Consider the following 14,909-nt stretch of genomic DNA (forward strand, 5'->3'; position numbering starts at 1 on the left):
GGCCGCAGTTTGCCGCGAAATGTGCCCCTATCCCGTGCTCCCAGGCAATTTACGAAAGCAGCTGTAACCGCTTGTCCTGCAAATGAAGGAGATTTGTGTGCAACGGGCCGTATGCGGGCCGTTTCATACGCGGGTTAAACCACAAGCTGAGCACAGGGTGAACACGTAAGCTTGGCATAGGGCAGCGTCGCTAAGATGCGCAGGTGCCCCACCCGCTAATGCCATCGCCGTGAAAATCTTCCAGCGCGAACAACGCTCGCTTTTCGGCGAAATCCTGGACTGGATGCTCACGCCCTTGCTGTTGCTGTGGCCGGTCAGCCTGGCGCTGACCTGGCTGGTGGCCCAGGGCATTGCGGGCAAACCGTTTGACCGGGCGCTGGAATACAACGTGCAGGCGCTGTCGCAGCTGCTGGTGGTGGCCCAGCCCGACCACGCGCAGTTCAACCTGCCGCTGCCGGCGCGTGAAATCATGCGCGCCGACGACTCCGACCAGGTCTATTACCAGGTACGTGGCGTGCGTGGCGAACTGCTCAGCGGCGATACCGACCTACCGCTGCCGCCGGCCGATGAAAGGCCCGCTGAAGGCCCGGTGCATCTGCGCGACGACGAGATGCGCGGCCTGGACGTGCGCGTGGCCTATCTGTGGATCAAGCTGGACATTGCCGGTAGCCAGCTGGCCCTGGTGCAAGTGGCCGAAACGCGGGAAAAGCGCTCGGTGCTGGCGGCCGAAATTATCAAGGGCGTGATGCTGCCGCAGTTCGTCATCTTGCCGCTGGCCGTGCTGCTGGTGTGGCTGGCGCTGGCGCGCGGCATCCGCCCGCTGAAGCGCCTGGAGGACCGCATCCGCGCCCGCACCTCGGACGACCTGAGCCCGCTGGACGAAAAGGCCGTGCCGCTGGAAGTGGCGCCACTGGTCTCGTCGGTGAACGACCTGCTGACCCGTCTGAAAGACTCCATCGCCACGCAAAAGCGCTTTCTGGCCGACGCCGCCCACCAGCTGAAAACCCCGCTAGCCGGGCTGCGCATGCAGGCCGACCTGGCGCAGCGCGAAGGCACCAGCACGGCCGAGCTGAAGCGATCGCTACAGCAGATCGGCCGCTCCAGCATCCGCGCCACCCACACCGTGAACCAGCTGCTGGCCCTGGCCCGGGCCGAGAACGGCGGCGTCAGCCTGACGCTGCAGGAATGCGACCTGGCCCGGCTGACCATGGAGGTGGTACGTGACTGCGTGCCCCGCGCGCTGGAAAAACGCATCGACCTGGGCTACGACGGCGCCGAAGCCGGTAGCCCCGGTCTGCAGATCCAGGGTAACCCCACGCTGCTGAAAGAGCTGGTGCGCAACCTGGTGGAAAACGCCATCCACTACACCCCGTCCAACGAACCGCACACCGGCATCATCACCGTGCGCGCCCTGGCCAACGCCGGCCAGGGTGCTGAGCTGCAGGTGGAGGACAACGGCCCCGGCATCCCCGCCGCAGAGCGCGCGCTGGTGTTCCAGCCCTTCTACCGCGCGCTAGGCAACGAGGCCGATGGCTCGGGCTTAGGCCTGTCCATCGTGCAGGAGATTGCGCGGCAGCACAACGCCGAGGTGCTGCTGGAAGATGTGCATCCAGATGCCGTGCCGCTAGGGCTGCGGGTGACGGTACGGTTTCAAACCTGAAAACGGGCCCATACTGCGCATCACTTGCGTCCGGGCAACATCGCCAGCAAAACCCCGTCTTTCAGAAACACGTGGTGGAAGATGGCCGCAGCGGCATGCAGGCCGGCCAGCCACATGATGGCGTCGCCCAGGAACTGGTGCACATCGCCCCAGTCCGCCAGTCCGGCGATGGCGGAGTCGGCAATCCAGGGCATGTGATCTACGCGTATACCGCCGAGCAGCGTCAAAGGATGGTTCTCGCTGCCCAAGGCCAGGAGGGCAGTAGCTGGCAGTGCCAGCAACAGCACCCACAAGGCGATGTGCCCGAGTTTGCTGGCCAGGTGCATGGCCGCGCTCATCTCGAACTGTGGCGCGGCTGGGCGGAAAGCAACCCACAGCAAACGCAGCAGGGTGAGCACCAGCACCAAAATGCCCAGGGACTCGTGCCAAACGATATCGATTCGCGTTGCGGGATCGACACCCTGGCGCATCATGCGCCCGAAGCCGCCGGGGCCGAGAATGAACGCGATGGTCACGACGATGGCCGTGAGCCAATGAAAAGCCTGGCTGAGACAGTCGTAGCGAGGTGTGGCTTGTTGGGTCATGTTGTTTTCCTCAAAGTGAGACTATGCGTCCAGGGGTAGGTCATAGTATGGGTTTGGATCAAATGTGTGTGAACCATGGATGGCGTTCCATGGCTTCACCGAAGGTCCGGCCAAGGCGGCGCTGAAGCCAATACAGGCATCTCTTGTCAGCTGTACGGAACCAAGCAGGCATTGGATACCCCTCACATGAAGATAAGCTGAAGAAAGTCGCCGTAGCCGTTTGGATTCAGGCTGCATTCATATTCACCGCTTGTAATCCATTGCCATCGCAAGCCCTGCGCAAAGCCAGGCAAGAAACCTGGTCCTAACCATGCTGCGCACCCGGCGGCCTTTTTTTGTTTGTAATGCTCCTCTTTCCACCCAAGGAATTTCATGCGGCATATTGAGCGACACAGAACCCAGCACATTGGCTGGCTGCGGGCATCCGTGCTGGGTGCCAACGACGGCATCGTCTCCACCGCCAGCCTGATCGTCGGCATCGCCGCGGCGCAATCCAGCATTGGCAACATTCTGATGACCGGTGTGGCTGGCCTGGTCGCCGGAGCCATGTCCATGGCAGCAGGAGAGTATGTGTCGGTGCACTCCCAGGCAGATACCGAGCGGGCCGACCTGGCGCGGGAACGCGCTGAACTGGAAGCCGACCCTGTGGCCGAGCGGCGCGAGCTGACGGCCATCTACACCAGCCGAGGGTTGACACCCGAGCTGGCCCGCGAAGTTGCAGAGCAACTCATGGTGCACGATGCCATCGGCGCCCATGCGCGCGACGAACTTGGCATTTCGGAAATAGCCACGGCGCGGCCTCTGCTAGCGGCCTGGGCATCGGCGGGCAGCTTTGCCGTCGGCGCGGTACTGCCTCTGGCCGTCGCAGCACTGGCGCCTGCACAGGGGCTGGCGTTGTGGATCGCGGGCATGTCGCTGCTCTTCCTGGCCGTACTCGGAGCGGTGGCGGCCCGCGTGGGCGGGGCCCATCCCTGGCTGGGCGCATGGCGTGTCACTTTTTGGGGTGCGCTGGCCATGGCCGTGACGGCCGGAGTCGGCAGCCTGTTTGGTGCGGCGGTGTAGCGCCTAGCTAAACCAGCAGCGCTTTAAGTAGCTGGCAGGGTGCGCACGAAGCGCTGCTCCACTACCGGCGTGCCCCATTGCTGCCCGGACCATTGCTCGGCCAATGCAAAGCCAAAGGTCTCGTACAGCTTGCGCGCCGCGTCCAGCCCCTGGAAGGTCCATAAATGGGTTTCGGCAAAAGCCTGGCGGTCACAGAAGGCCATGGCTTCGGCCAGCAGTTGCCGGCCCGCGCCCAGGCCGCGTAAACCGTCGTCGACGATGAACCAGCGCAAATGCGCCTTGTTCGACCCCAGGTCTTCACCATCCACCGCTACCGAACCCACGATGCGCCCCGCCTGCAAGGCCAGCCACAGCCCGTTGCGCGGCTGCTCCAGGCGGGCACTGAACTCGGCCAGGCCACTGGCCACCCGGGCTTCGAAATAGGCGCCGAAGCCCACGCTGCGGCTGTAATAGCGGGCGTGCATTTCGGTGATGCGCCCCAGTGCGCCAGGCAGATAGCCCTGCACGATCTGCAAAGCCGACCCCGCTGCCAACGATATGCCGGTGCGCCGTGCCTGCAAGGCCTGGGCATAGGCCGCCAGGCCCTCGGCCACCGCCTGCTGCTGGGCTTCGGTGAGTTGCGCCAGCGCGCCCAAGACCTGCTTGCGGCCGTAGGCATGGATAGACTTGAGACTGCGTTTGCCCTGCGCCGTCAGCGCCAGGTATTTCACCCGGCCATCGTCACCGCTGGCGGACTCCTGCAGCTCGCCCGCATCCACCAACTTGCGCACCATGCGGCTGACGCTGGACTTCTCCAGGCCCAACACCTCGCCCAGCTGCACCGCCGTCAACGTGCGCTGGGCACCAATCTCCAAAATAGCGTGCACTGCCGACGGTGGGTAGTCGGTAGCCGCCAGGGTGGACTGCATGAAGCCGAGTTCGCGCACCATCTGGCGCGATGCGCTGCGGATGTGGTCAACGAGAGAAGCGGGGGTGCTGGATGTGGCGGGCATGGCTCGAGTTCGCTATTTCAATATGGTTGCATCATACAACCATATTGAAACCACTCAACTTAGCAGCTTGATCAGCGCGTCCGGGTGGATACCCAGCCCCACCAGGCCCGACACGCCCATCAACACACCGAACCCCGCCGGCACCAGGCTGAGCAGATACAGGCTGCTGAGCTGCGTAAGCGAGGCCACGGCCAGCATGGAGATGGCGATGGCAATCAGCGCGTCACACAGGTCGAACTGGTCGTCGCGGAAATTCAGCGCGTCGTAGCTCTTCTGGTCTTGCTCGGCCTGGGTTTTGAGCTCGTCCTTCTTCTGGTTTTCTTTCTGCGCCAGCGCCGCATAGGCGCTGATCTGCTGCTGGTAGGCGGCCTGCTGGGCAGGCGCGGTCACGGCCATGGCCTGCAGGCGCAGCTGGGCCAGCGTGGCGTTGGCAATCTCTTCGCGCACATTGCGCGCCTGGTAGAACTGCCAGTGGTCCAGCTTGTCGGCCTGGGCCTGCTGCATGCCCTGCACGATGTTGTCGTCCTTGACCTTGCAGATGCCCAAAAAGGTGGCCAACAGAGCCACGGTGATGGCCACCGCCGGGTTCAGCCAGCGGCGCTTGGTAGGCCTTCTGGCGGGTTTGGCGTGGTCAACGATATCTAGCGGGTCCAGTTCCATGGCGATGCTCCTGTAGCGTGCCCGCCACCGAAGGGTGGCCAGGCGATACAGGCTTGTAACAGCTAAGCCCTTCGGTTTCTTAGCGCAGGCTTAAAGCTCCGGCCCCACGGCAAACGCCAGCGGCATAGCCCGCGCCAGCCAGTGATTTTTCTTACAGTGGCATCAGCCCGCTGATGCATTCGAGGGCACGGGAATACGGTGCGTGGACTTTATTTTCTGCAGGGAAATATTGGTCTGCACCGTCGCAATTCCTGTCAGTTTGCGCAGAACGCTGTCTACAAAGTTGCGGTAGTCATCCAGGTCCACGGCGATAACCTGCAGCAAATAGTCGGCCTCGCCTGTGATGCGGTGGCACAGCAAAACATGCGGACTGCTTTGTATGACCTCTTCAAACAGCCCGAACGCATTGGCGGTATGGCTCTCGAAACGGACCAGCACAAAAGCGTGGATCTTCCAGCCCAGCTTGTCCAGGTTCAGATTGGCCTGGTAGTCCTCGATATAGCCACTGCTCTCCAGCTGCCGCACGCGGCGCCAACACGGCGTCTCACTCAGGTGCATCTGCTCTGAAAGCTTGGCATTGGATAAACGCCCGTCTTCTTGCAGGGCTTTCAAAATAGCCAAATCAACTTCATCAATACCACTCATGGGTGGAGTCTTTCTAATTAAATATAAATTTTAGGTTTTTCCACCAAAATCTTAGGGCTGGCAGGCCCCTAAAAGCAAGCACATTTCAGCGCGGCGCAAGCACAATTTGGCGGCTTTTCACCCTTGCCCCACCACCCCACCATGCTCCAACACCCACCCCTGGCCCGCCACAATGTCCAGCACATCCAGGCCTCGCGTATCCGCGCTGTGGCCGACGCAGCCGCACACCGCACGGACCTGTTGCCCTTCTGGTTTGGCGAACCCGACCAGGTCACCGCCCCTTTCATCCGCGATGCGGCCAAGGCCGCGCTGGATGGCGGCGATACCTTCTACACACCCAACCTGGGCATTCCCGCGCTGCGCCAGGCCATCGCGGACTACCTGACCCGGCGCCACGCGCCGATTGGGGCCGAACGCATCGCCATTACCTCCGGTGGCATTTCCTCGCTGATGCTGGCCGCACAGCTGGTCATTGAAGCTGGCGACCGCGTGGTGGCCGTCACCCCGCTGTGGCCCAACCTGGTGGAAATCCCCCGCGTGCTGGGCGCGCAGGTGGACACGGTGGCGCTGCACCTGGATGCGCAGCAGGGTTGGACGCTGGACCTGGACGCGCTGCTCACGGCACTGACGCCGGGCACGCGCGCCGTGCTGGTCAACTCGCCCAACAACCCCACCGGCTGGGTTATGCCGCCCGACCAGCAGGACGCGCTGCTGGCGCACTGCCGCCAGCATGGCATCTGGCTGATTGCCGACGACGTGTATGAACGCCTGGTGTTCGACCGCAGCGCCGACACACCACCCCAGGCACACAGCTGGCTGGCCCGCTGCACGCCAGACGACAGGCTGATCTCCGTACACAGCTTCTCCAAGTCCTGGCAAATGACCGGCTGGCGCCTGGGCTGGATGGTGGTACCGGAACGCCTGAGCGCCGACCTGGCCAAGCTCATCGAATTCAACACCTGCTGCGCCCCCGGCTTTGTGCAGCGGGCGGCTGTCACCGCCATAAGCGACGGCGAGCCGCTGGTGGAGCAGTTTGTGCAACGCCTGGCCATCGCCCGCGACTACCTGCATAGCGCGCTGTCCACCATGGACGGGCTGACAGTATCCAAACCCCAGGGCGCCATGTATCTGTTCTTTCGCATGGACGCCGCAGCGGACAGCCTGGCCTTCTGCAAGGACCTGGTACAGGCCACCGGGCTTGGCCTGGCACCGGGCCGCGCCTTCGGGCCGGAAGGTGAGTCCTGCCTGCGCTGGTGCTTTGCCAGCAATACGCAGCGCCTGGCAGACGGTGTGCAGCGCTTCCAGCACTTCCTGCACGGTCGGCGTTGAGACACTCCAGCAGCTATTGATTCAATAGCTACTTGCGCAGTATCTACCTGCGCTACAGCCCCATTTAGGCCTCAGCCCCCAACGCCTGCAGCATGTGGCTGATGAAGCGGCTGAGCTTGGGCAGCTGGCGCCGGTCCGGCAGGTACACCAGATGCGCCGGCCGGGCTGCGGGCACGCAATCGGGCAGCACGGCCACCAGGCGGCCGCTGGCCAGGTCGTCGGCCAGCAACACCTCGGGCTGCAATACCAGGCCCAGGCCCTGCAGCGCAGCAATACGCAAGCTGTCACCCTGGTTGCAAACAAAGCGCGACTGGTCGGGCCAGTCCACGGTTTTGCCGTCCTCGCGCAACAAACAATCGGCACGGCTATGCCACACCGCGTGGCGCAGGCAGGTGTGCTGCACCAAGTCGACAGCACGCTGCGGTCGGCCGTGACGTTCCAGGTAGGCGGGTGCCGCGGCAATCACCATGCGGTAGGGCTGCAGTGGCCGCGCCACCAGGCCTTCGTCGGCCACCGGGCCGATGCGCACCGCCACGTCGATGCCATCGCCGGCCAGATCGACCAGCCCGTCGCTGAGCTGCAGGTCCACCCGCACTTGCGGGTTGTCCAGTAAAAACCCGGCCACCAGCGGAGCAACCACCTGGTTGCCCAAGGTGGTGGGCGCGCTGACCCGCAGCAGGCCTTGCGGCGCGGCCCGGCTGCGCTCTACCGCCGACTCAGCCCAGCGCACCTGTTCCAGTACGCGTTTGCTGTCCTCGTAAAAGCTGCGGCCCACATCGGTCAGGCTGTGCTGCCGGGTGCTGCGCTGCAGCAGTCGGGCGCCCAGGTGCGTTTCCAACGACTGGATGTGCTTGCCCACCATCACCGCCGAAATGTCCAGCTGCCGGGCTGCAGCGGCGAAGCTGCCGCCTTCGACCACAGCCACCATAACTTCCATGTTGCGGAATTTATCCATCGCTATTCCAAACCAATGCTTAGTAGATAGCGAAGTATTAACTACTTTATGTAGTCCTGCATTTGCAAAACAATCCAGGCTTCTTAACTTCTAAACCCAGGAACACCCCATGAAAATCCTCTTGATCGGCGCCAACGGCACCGTAGGCCAAGCCGTAAAAGCCAATCTGGCCGCCCGCCACACCATCGTCAGCGTCGGCCGCAACAGCGGCGACTACCAGGCCGATCTGGCCCAGCCCGCCAGCCTGGAGGCCCTGATGGAGCGCGTGGGCAAGGTGGACGCCATCGTCAGCGCCGCCGGTAATGTGCACTTCGGCCCGTTGAGCCAGATGACGGCAGAACAGTTCAACATCGGCCTGCAAGACAAGCTACTGGGCCAGGTGCAGCTGGCCTTGCTGGCCCAACGCTACCTGAACGACGGTGGCTCGGTCACGCTGACCAGCGGCATCCTGTCCACCGAGCCGATCCGCTATGGCGCCAACGCCACGGCGGTCAATGCAGGCATCGAAGGCTTTGTGGCCGCTGCCGCCATTGAGCTGCCACGCGGCCTGCGCATCAACGCCGTCAGCGCCACAGTGCTCACCGAATCCTTGCCCACCTACGGCCCCTATTTCGCGGGCTTCGAATCGGTGCCCGCGGCGCGCGTGGCTATGGCCTACCAGCGCAGCGTGGAAGGCGGGCAAACCGGCCAGGTCTACCGGGTGCTGTGATACCCGGATTGCACGTGCGAGGCCTGCTGGTGGCCGTGGAATCAGCGGTAATAGGCTTCGACCTTGCCCTTGATCTTCATCAGCAGCGGGCGACCATGGCGGTCGCGCGTCTTACCGGAGGGCACCTTCACCCAGCCTTCGCTGATGCAGTATTCCTCCACGTCCGAACGCTCCTTGTCATTCAGACGGATGCCGATGTCATGCTCGAACACGGCAGCCACATGGAAGGGGCTGCGTGGGTCGGCAGACAGGTGGTCGGGCAGGGCGGGAGCGGAGCTAGCGGCGTTGGTATCAGCGGTGGCGTTGTTATCGTTGGTATCGGTCATGGCAATGGCTGTGGAAAAAATCAAATGGCCCGCATTGTCCCGGATTTGCTGGCCCCGCCTACTGCGCGAGGATCTGCATCATCCGCTCTGGCTTGGCCAAGGGCTCAAAACCGAACTGCGCATAAAGCCCATGCGCATCGGCAGTGGCCAGCAAAAAGCGGCGCAAGCCCTGTAGCTCCGGGTGGGCCAATATGGTTTGCACCAGCCATTTCGACAGGCCCTGGCCCCGGTGCGCCTCCAGCACATACACATCGGCCAGATAGGCAAAAGTCGTCTTGTCGGTCACCACCCGCGCAAAGCCCACCTGCTCGGCGCCGTGGAACAACCCAAAACACAGCGAGTTCGCCGCCGCGCGCTGCACCCGCTCGAACGCAATACCCGGCGACCAGTAGCTGCGTGTGAGGTAGGCATGGACGGCCACCATGTCCAGGCCGGTGGGGTCGGTACTGATGCGGTAGTCCCCGCGTTGGGCATTCACGTGCATGTTCTGCGGCTCCGGGTAAACAAGGCTGTGGCGCAGATATTACCTGCGGCAGCCGCTATTAATTACATAGCACTACGCAGAAGATGCCGGAAACAACGCAGCCCCCACCCGGGCCAGCGTGCTGGTGGAGCCGCACATCTGCGCCACGTATTGCAGGGCCATGCGGTGCTCGGCCTCGCTGTAGTCGCCCAGGGCATCGGCCACCATGGTCATCTGGAAGTTGCGCATATAGCCGTCTATGCAGGACACCATCACGCCGTGGTGGGCAAACACGCCGCAGACGACCACCTGGTCGCGGTTCATCTTGCGCAGCAGCGGCTCCAGCTCGGTCTGGAAGAAGGCGCTGTGGCGCGGCTTGTGGACCACATATTCGTCCTCGCGCGGCGCCAGGCTGCTGGCAATTTCGCAATCTTGCGGCCGCACATGGGCGGCGTTCAGGCCGTCGCCCCAGACCGCCAGGCCCAGGCCGCGCTCGAAGCGCGAGGGCGCACGCTCACCGCGGCAGAACACCACCGGCAGCTGCGCTTGGCGAAAGCCGGCCAGCAGCGCCGCCACATTGCCCAGCAACGGCGCCGGGTCCACGAACAGATCGACCCAGTAGTTCTGCATATCGTGCACCAACAGCACGGTGCGCTCCGGGTCCAGCTTCCAGTGGATCTTGTTGTAAGCCTGACATTCCTCGCCGGGCAGCGCATAGGGTGCAATCGGGTTGCGGGCCAGGGTTCTTTGGGTATCGATCATGGGGCTGGGTCCTGCGGTTTATTTCTTAGCCGCGCCGAGGGCTGGTACGGTGGCAATGACGACCTGCTTGCCGTTCTTCACCTCGACCATGAAGCTGTCGCGGTCCAAGTCGCCCTTGTCGTCAAACGCCAGGTCCATCAGCACGCCGGGTTGCTGGGCCGCCGTGATCTTCATGCCGTGCAGGGCAGCGGCCACGGCCTGGCGGTCCAGCTTGCCGACCCTCTCGATCGCGGTTTTCAGCACGTACATGCCGGAATAACCTTTCATGCCGTTGTGGTCCGACACGTATTTGTATTCGCGCTCGAACTTGACACGAAAAGCCTGGACGGCCGGCAGCGGCGCATCTACCGTCAGGTTGACGTGGGCGATGGCACCATTGGCGGCATCGCCCGCCAGCTCAAGCACTTTCTGTGCGGTGAGGGTGCCTTCACCCACAATGGGTTTGCTCCAGCCCTGCTTGCGCAGCTCGCGCAGGGCACGGGCCGATTCTTCATCGTAGGTGTAGACAAACACCGCGTCGGCATTGCTCTGCTTGGCGCGCAGCACGGCGGCCGAGAAATCGAGCTGGCCGCCTTCGGTGGAGATCTCGGCCACGATTTTGGTGGGGGATTTCTCCAGCGCCTTCTTCAGCATGTCCAGCCCGCCTTTGCCGAAGTCGTTGTTCACGTAGATGATGGCCAGGGTTTTGAGTTGGGCTTGCTCGCTGATGTAGTGCGCCACTTGGGGCATGGCTGTGGCCTGGGTGGCCGTGGTGCGGAAGATGTAGGGGTTGCCCTGGGCGGTGATGCTGGCCGCCTCGCCGCCGGTGAAGTTGGGAATGCCGGCACGGCGGCTCTCTGCCATGCTGACCATGATGGAGCCCGAGAACACCGGCCCGAAGATGGCGAACACATCGTTGTCCACCGCCTTCTGCGTCAGGCCCTTGGCCACGCCGGGATTGCTCTGGGTGTCGGCATTGGTGGTCTGCACCTTCTTGCCCAGAATGCCGCCGGCGGCGTTGATCTCTTTCACCGCCAGCTCCACACCGTTTCTGAAGTTGGTACCCGCAGTAGCGCCTGAGCCGGACAGCTCAAGGATGTTGGCGATCTGGATGCTGTCCTGCGCGTAGCTGGCGCTGGCCGCCAGCAATGCACTGGCAGCGATGAACGAAAGGGCAAATGGAAATGTCCGGTGAAATGGCATGGGGGTCTCCGGTAGCTTGTAGGGTTATGCGGGCCGCCGCGCAAGTCCGGCCGGCGGGAGAGATTGTGCTTGCGAAGCAGAGGCAGCCTTGAGGCGGCGGCACCAGCTCTTGGTTTCATTTGGTATGCGCAGCGTCCACACATCTACTTCAACGTCTGCTTTGCAGAGAAATGACCGTCGCATTAGGGCCCAATTGCGACATTCAGTCGTGCCCAAAGCAGACTTCTAAAGGTTCACAATTGGCAGAAAATTCCACCGCCAGAACGGTTGGCATCCAATAGCAAATCTTTTAGTGCGGACAGCGCAGGAGCGAGCGCCGCATTGGTAGTGTCGCAGCAGATTGGCTCGTTGTTGGCGTCTGTGGCGTAAACGAAGCGTACAGCGACGTCTGGTAAGACTTGCACCTTGGTGAGCAAGCGCCCGATATTCGCAACAGCAAGTTCCAGGCCTGATGGCGGCAAGACTTCTTCTTCATATTGCTCGAAATGTCTCCCCACCGACGCACCAAGCTCACTCCAGAAGCCGACGTAGAAGAGCCACTCCGACGCATCGCCGGGCAAAGCAAGTTCCTTACTTACTTCAGAGCCATCTAAGATTTTGAACCACGAGGAGTGCATTGGGTGTCCGCTGATGGCCGAATTTTGCCTCACGCACGAAAGCCGAGCGTGTCGTTCAATTTGCGCACGCACCATGCCTGCACAGCTACTATCTACTTGAAAAAAAGCTTGGGTTTTTCGAACTTGAACTGCTTGTTGCCGAACGACCACCCGCCGAAAAATCGCTTCTTGAAAGGTAAGAACACCAACACACGACCGTCGTCTTTGTGTTCCACATCCAGAATAGCGAGGTGCTGACCATCCTCGTCGACCGGCGTACAAAACACATTCCCAACAATCTGGCCATCGCGTGCCAGCGACACGAGGACTTTCAATGTCTCCACTACGGCGCTATGCCTGTCGGGAAATTCGTCTGTTGGTTGAATTGGGCTGTACTTCCCGTCTGTGCTTCTCGCAAGCGAGAACATCTGAAATTCACCGCGCTTCTCAACAAATCGTTTGACCCAGCTTTCCGCTTCGTCGATTAATTCTTGCTGACCCGTCGTGACGTTCAAGTTATTTCCAATCTCTGATTTTGTGAGTTGCTGGGCAATCGCACTGCGTAGATTTAACCAAGACGCGAATGTCGGCTCATGGCCGAACTATGTCTTTAACGCGTGCCGTCATTTTTCTTCTTCCCTGTAATTGCCGAGCCGACTATTTCGACTACGACCGACAGGCAAAGAACAAGGTCAGCGAATTTGGAAGCCCCGGAAAAAAATAGTCCAAGAGCGACAAGGAGACAAGCAATCGATAAAAGATGAGTAGCTTTCAAGTTTTCCCCCAAGCTATTTAGAAAAACGCTGCCCCGCATATTAGGTTTGTTAGTGTCAATGGCTGCTTCTGGCGACGATAAAAGCCACACAAAAACCAGCCCCGCTAAAAGCCTACCGCACCACAGGCGGCGCCGGATGCAGCCGCGCCATGGCATGCGCATCGACGTACTGGCCGTGGCGCAAGGCATAGGCGCGGTGCGTGCCTTCCAGCACAAAGCCATGCCGCTGGTACAGACGCTGGGCGGCGGTGTTGTCGGCGTACACCGTCAGCTCCAGGCGCAGCAGATTCAGCCAGTTGTCGGCCAGGTCGGTGGCAGCTTGCAGCAGGGCTGTGCCTATGCCTTGGCCCTGCAGTTCGTCGCGCACCGCCATGCCGATGCCGGCCACGTGGGCGCGGCGCGGCTGGGGTACGGGGTGGATACCCAGGTTACCGACCACCTCGCCGTTAACCACCGCCACCAACATGCGGTCGAATGGGCCCATGCCCGTCAAGCGTTTCTTCCATACCTCGCGCGACTGCAGCGGGATCTGCATGGTGCCGGCGGCCGCCAAGGGCTGGGCGTAGATCAGGGCAATGGCGTCATAGTCGTCTGGCTCGGCGTGGCGGATGGTGGGCTGCATGGGCAGGATTCCTGGAACGGGGAAACCCATGTTAACGGGGCGTATGGCCTGCTTAGGTGGATGTTGCGGTGCAGGGTTCATCGCCACGTACAGCTCCCAGCAGCAAGACCCAGAGAGCCTGGTGCGATTGGCGGAACCAGTCGAGGTGGCCAATGTGTCGCAGCCCGTGGTCCTGAGGCCGCAACTGGACGGCACGACCGGGCGCTGCGGGCAATGTCTGCAACAGGTCCTGCACGGTGAAGTGCGTGGCGATGTCATCATCCTCGGCGTAAAACAGGGTGATGGGCGTGCGTACCTGCGCGTGGAAGTCCTGCGCCGAGCCCCGCCGCACAGCATTGGTGGCGTAACCCCCGGCAGCGCACCACTGGCCCCATTGCCGGGCCACACCGGCAGGCAGGTTTTCACCCAGCCCCAGCCAGGCAGTCGGTGCATAGCCCTTGAGTAGGGTGCCCAGCGGCACCAGCAGGCGCAGCCCCAGGCGGGCCTTGAGCGCGAACGCGGGCCGCATGCCGCGGAACCAGCCGGTGGATGCAGCCACGCCCACCAGCCGGGCCACACGGCCATGGTTGGGCAATAAACCCAGCATCTGCCCACCCGCACTGTGGCCGACCAGCACGGCCTGCGCAGCGCCGCAGTGGTCCAACAGCCATTGCAAGGCCGCCACCTGGTCAAGCTGGCCCCAATCGACCAGCTGGGCCGTGCTGGCCGACAACTCTCCGTCCAGCGACAGGCCGACGCCCCGGTAGTCAAACACCAGCACCGCATGGCCCTGCCCGGCCAGCCAATCGGCGAAGCGCCAATAAAACTGCTGGCGCACGCCAGTAGCAGAGCAGACCAACACCGGCTGCAGCTGGTGGAGGCCCCGGGCTGCAAAAAAGTGGGCTTGGAGCCGCTGGCCGTCGGCACAGTCCAGCATGACCGGCTCGGGTGCCAGCGCAGGGGTGAGGGATCGGGTGGCAGTAGGCCGGTCAGACATCTTGGACTCCCAGGGTTTGCACATGCTCCAGCCAACGTGCCACGGTTTGCAGCTCGGCGTCGGTGAAAGAGTTGGTCAGGCGGTCGTTCACGCGGCCCAGCGCCTTGCGCAGTACGGGCATTTGCGCACTGCCCTCGGGGCGCAGCCACACGCGCTGCGTGCGCGCATCGCGCTCGCAGGGCCGGCGTGCCAGCCAGCCCAGTTGCTCCATGCGCTGCACCAGGCCAGACACCGCCGAGGGTGCCAGGTCCAACCCCTGCGCCAGCTGACCCATGGTGGCGCCATCACTGCGCGCCAGGAGGAATAGCACGCCACCTTGGGCGGGCGAGGGCACGCGCTCACCGGCCTGGGCAGTGCGCTCCTGTTCGGCGGCCATCCACTGTTGCAGGCGGCGCTGCGCGCTGTTCAGCAGAAAAATAAGACGCGGTTTAGACGCCATAAAGACTCCAATTACTTCGCATGCGAAATAATTACATGGTACTGCAAACCTTTGTGATGCAGCCACGTCCACACTGCCGGACTGCGGCCGCCTTGCTCGTAAATGGCAAGAAATGAGGCCGCCGGCATCAAGGAAATCTATATGCCAAATTGGCCTGTAGCGCAGGTAATAC

The 14,909-nt window shown here is 62.5% G+C and carries 18 protein-coding genes; 4 read left to right on the top strand and 14 right to left on the bottom strand.

Going from position 1 to position 14,909, the window contains the following annotated elements; translation table 11 throughout:
- Positions 1–229: 229 nt before the first annotated feature.
- Positions 230–1,660, top strand: a complete 1,431-nt coding sequence (locus AC07VY_RS24445; protein WP_495099781.1) for a sensor histidine kinase — start codon at positions 230–232, stop codon at positions 1,658–1,660.
- A 20-nt stretch (positions 1,661–1,680) separates the two neighbouring features.
- Here AC07VY_RS24445 and AC07VY_RS24450 read toward each other — a convergent pair whose 3' ends face one another.
- Positions 1,681–2,244, bottom strand: a complete 564-nt coding sequence (locus tag AC07VY_RS24450; RefSeq protein ID WP_495099782.1) for a cytochrome b — start codon at positions 2,242–2,244, stop codon at positions 1,681–1,683.
- 372 nt (positions 2,245–2,616) lie between these two features.
- On the opposite strand from AC07VY_RS24450, the gene AC07VY_RS24455 reads away from it, so the two are divergent.
- Complete coding sequence (locus tag AC07VY_RS24455; protein WP_495076913.1) at positions 2,617–3,306, top strand: VIT1/CCC1 transporter family protein; 690 nt, start codon at positions 2,617–2,619, stop codon at positions 3,304–3,306.
- 23 nt (positions 3,307–3,329) lie between these two features.
- Here the strand turns inward: AC07VY_RS24455 and AC07VY_RS24460 are convergent, their stop codons facing one another.
- The 3 genes from AC07VY_RS24460 to AC07VY_RS24470 form a co-directional block, all read right to left on the bottom strand.
- Complete coding sequence (locus AC07VY_RS24460) at positions 3,330–4,298, bottom strand: bifunctional helix-turn-helix transcriptional regulator/GNAT family N-acetyltransferase (RefSeq protein ID WP_495099784.1); 969 nt, start codon at positions 4,296–4,298, stop codon at positions 3,330–3,332.
- Between the two features lie 54 nt (positions 4,299–4,352).
- Entirely contained in the window at positions 4,353–4,958 is a 606-nt protein-coding gene (locus tag AC07VY_RS24465; RefSeq protein WP_495099785.1) for a DUF4337 domain-containing protein, read from the bottom strand.
- A gap of 162 nt (positions 4,959–5,120) precedes the next feature.
- Positions 5,121–5,603: an Lrp/AsnC family transcriptional regulator gene (locus AC07VY_RS24470; protein WP_495099786.1), complete on the bottom strand. Its 483-nt coding sequence runs from the start codon at positions 5,601–5,603 to the stop codon at positions 5,121–5,123.
- Positions 5,604–5,744: 141 nt separating this feature from the next.
- On the opposite strand from AC07VY_RS24470, the gene AC07VY_RS24475 reads away from it, so the two are divergent.
- Positions 5,745–6,932: a pyridoxal phosphate-dependent aminotransferase gene (locus tag AC07VY_RS24475; RefSeq protein WP_495099787.1), complete on the top strand. Its 1,188-nt coding sequence runs from the start codon at positions 5,745–5,747 to the stop codon at positions 6,930–6,932.
- Between the two features lie 64 nt (positions 6,933–6,996).
- On the opposite strand, the gene AC07VY_RS24480 is transcribed toward AC07VY_RS24475, so the two are convergent.
- Positions 6,997–7,887, bottom strand: a complete 891-nt coding sequence (locus AC07VY_RS24480) for a LysR family transcriptional regulator (RefSeq protein WP_495099788.1) — start codon at positions 7,885–7,887, stop codon at positions 6,997–6,999.
- 109 nt (positions 7,888–7,996) lie between these two features.
- Between AC07VY_RS24480 and AC07VY_RS24485 the strand changes: the two genes are divergently transcribed.
- Complete coding sequence (locus AC07VY_RS24485; RefSeq protein WP_495099789.1) at positions 7,997–8,596, top strand: short chain dehydrogenase; 600 nt, start codon at positions 7,997–7,999, stop codon at positions 8,594–8,596.
- A gap of 41 nt (positions 8,597–8,637) precedes the next feature.
- Here the strand turns inward: AC07VY_RS24485 and AC07VY_RS24490 are convergent, their stop codons facing one another.
- The 9 genes from AC07VY_RS24490 to AC07VY_RS24530 all read right to left on the bottom strand — a co-directional run bounded on the left by AC07VY_RS24490 (position 8,638) and on the right by AC07VY_RS24530 (position 14,737).
- Entirely contained in the window at positions 8,638–8,922 is a 285-nt protein-coding gene (locus tag AC07VY_RS24490) for a DUF3297 family protein (protein ID WP_495076920.1), read from the bottom strand.
- A 58-nt stretch (positions 8,923–8,980) separates the two neighbouring features.
- Positions 8,981–9,406 (bottom strand): GNAT family N-acetyltransferase, encoded by a 426-nt coding sequence (locus AC07VY_RS24495; RefSeq protein WP_495099790.1) that lies wholly within the window; start codon positions 9,404–9,406, stop codon positions 8,981–8,983.
- A 72-nt stretch (positions 9,407–9,478) separates the two neighbouring features.
- Positions 9,479–10,147 (bottom strand): isochorismatase family protein, encoded by a 669-nt coding sequence (locus AC07VY_RS24500; RefSeq protein WP_495099791.1) that lies wholly within the window; start codon positions 10,145–10,147, stop codon positions 9,479–9,481.
- Between the two features lie 18 nt (positions 10,148–10,165).
- Positions 10,166–11,329: an ABC transporter substrate-binding protein gene (locus tag AC07VY_RS24505; RefSeq protein WP_495099792.1), complete on the bottom strand. Its 1,164-nt coding sequence runs from the start codon at positions 11,327–11,329 to the stop codon at positions 10,166–10,168.
- A 233-nt stretch (positions 11,330–11,562) separates the two neighbouring features.
- Positions 11,563–11,946, bottom strand: coding sequence for a hypothetical protein (locus AC07VY_RS24510; protein WP_495099793.1), 384 nt, complete (start codon positions 11,944–11,946; stop codon positions 11,563–11,565).
- Positions 11,947–12,038: 92 nt separating this feature from the next.
- A complete protein-coding gene (locus tag AC07VY_RS24515) occupies positions 12,039–12,440 on the bottom strand; it encodes a hypothetical protein (RefSeq protein ID WP_495099794.1) in 402 nt (133 codons plus the stop codon).
- A gap of 372 nt (positions 12,441–12,812) precedes the next feature.
- Positions 12,813–13,322 carry a GNAT family N-acetyltransferase gene (locus tag AC07VY_RS24520; RefSeq protein WP_495099795.1) on the bottom strand — a complete coding sequence of 170 codons (510 nt, stop codon included), beginning with the start codon at positions 13,320–13,322 and terminating at the stop codon, positions 12,813–12,815.
- 52 nt (positions 13,323–13,374) lie between these two features.
- A complete protein-coding gene (locus AC07VY_RS24525; protein ID WP_495099796.1) occupies positions 13,375–14,298 on the bottom strand; it encodes an alpha/beta hydrolase family protein in 924 nt (307 codons plus the stop codon).
- Positions 14,291–14,737, bottom strand: a complete 447-nt coding sequence (locus AC07VY_RS24530; RefSeq protein ID WP_495099797.1) for a MarR family winged helix-turn-helix transcriptional regulator — start codon at positions 14,735–14,737, stop codon at positions 14,291–14,293. Before AC07VY_RS24530 ends, AC07VY_RS24525 begins: the two co-directional genes overlap by 8 nt.
- Positions 14,738–14,909: the final 172 nt, after the last annotated feature.

The organism is Rhodoferax sp. GW821-FHT02C08 (assembly GCF_059421805.1).

Coding starts and splice junctions, on each gene's coding strand:
- AC07VY_RS24450 (WP_495099782.1), bottom strand. CDS start 2,244: ATGACCCAACAAGCCACACCTCGCTACGACTGTCTCAGCCAGGCTTTT.
- AC07VY_RS24455 (WP_495076913.1), top strand. CDS start 2,617: ATGCGGCATATTGAGCGACACAGAACCCAGCACATTGGCTGGCTGCGG.
- AC07VY_RS24460 (WP_495099784.1), bottom strand. CDS start 4,298: ATGCCCGCCACATCCAGCACCCCCGCTTCTCTCGTTGACCACATCCGC.
- AC07VY_RS24465 (WP_495099785.1), bottom strand. CDS start 4,958: ATGGAACTGGACCCGCTAGATATCGTTGACCACGCCAAACCCGCCAGA.
- AC07VY_RS24470 (WP_495099786.1), bottom strand. CDS start 5,603: ATGAGTGGTATTGATGAAGTTGATTTGGCTATTTTGAAAGCCCTGCAA.
- AC07VY_RS24475 (WP_495099787.1), top strand. CDS start 5,745: ATGCTCCAACACCCACCCCTGGCCCGCCACAATGTCCAGCACATCCAG.
- AC07VY_RS24480 (WP_495099788.1), bottom strand. CDS start 7,887: ATGGATAAATTCCGCAACATGGAAGTTATGGTGGCTGTGGTCGAAGGC.
- AC07VY_RS24485 (WP_495099789.1), top strand. CDS start 7,997: ATGAAAATCCTCTTGATCGGCGCCAACGGCACCGTAGGCCAAGCCGTA.
- AC07VY_RS24490 (WP_495076920.1), bottom strand. CDS start 8,922: ATGACCGATACCAACGATAACAACGCCACCGCTGATACCAACGCCGCT.
- AC07VY_RS24495 (WP_495099790.1), bottom strand. CDS start 9,406: ATGCACGTGAATGCCCAACGCGGGGACTACCGCATCAGTACCGACCCC.
- AC07VY_RS24500 (WP_495099791.1), bottom strand. CDS start 10,147: ATGATCGATACCCAAAGAACCCTGGCCCGCAACCCGATTGCACCCTAT.
- AC07VY_RS24505 (WP_495099792.1), bottom strand. CDS start 11,329: ATGCCATTTCACCGGACATTTCCATTTGCCCTTTCGTTCATCGCTGCC.
- AC07VY_RS24510 (WP_495099793.1), bottom strand. CDS start 11,946: ATGCACTCCTCGTGGTTCAAAATCTTAGATGGCTCTGAAGTAAGTAAG.
- AC07VY_RS24520 (WP_495099795.1), bottom strand. CDS start 13,322: ATGCAGCCCACCATCCGCCACGCCGAGCCAGACGACTATGACGCCATT.
- AC07VY_RS24525 (WP_495099796.1), bottom strand. CDS start 14,298: ATGTCTGACCGGCCTACTGCCACCCGATCCCTCACCCCTGCGCTGGCA.
- AC07VY_RS24530 (WP_495099797.1), bottom strand. CDS start 14,737: ATGGCGTCTAAACCGCGTCTTATTTTTCTGCTGAACAGCGCGCAGCGC.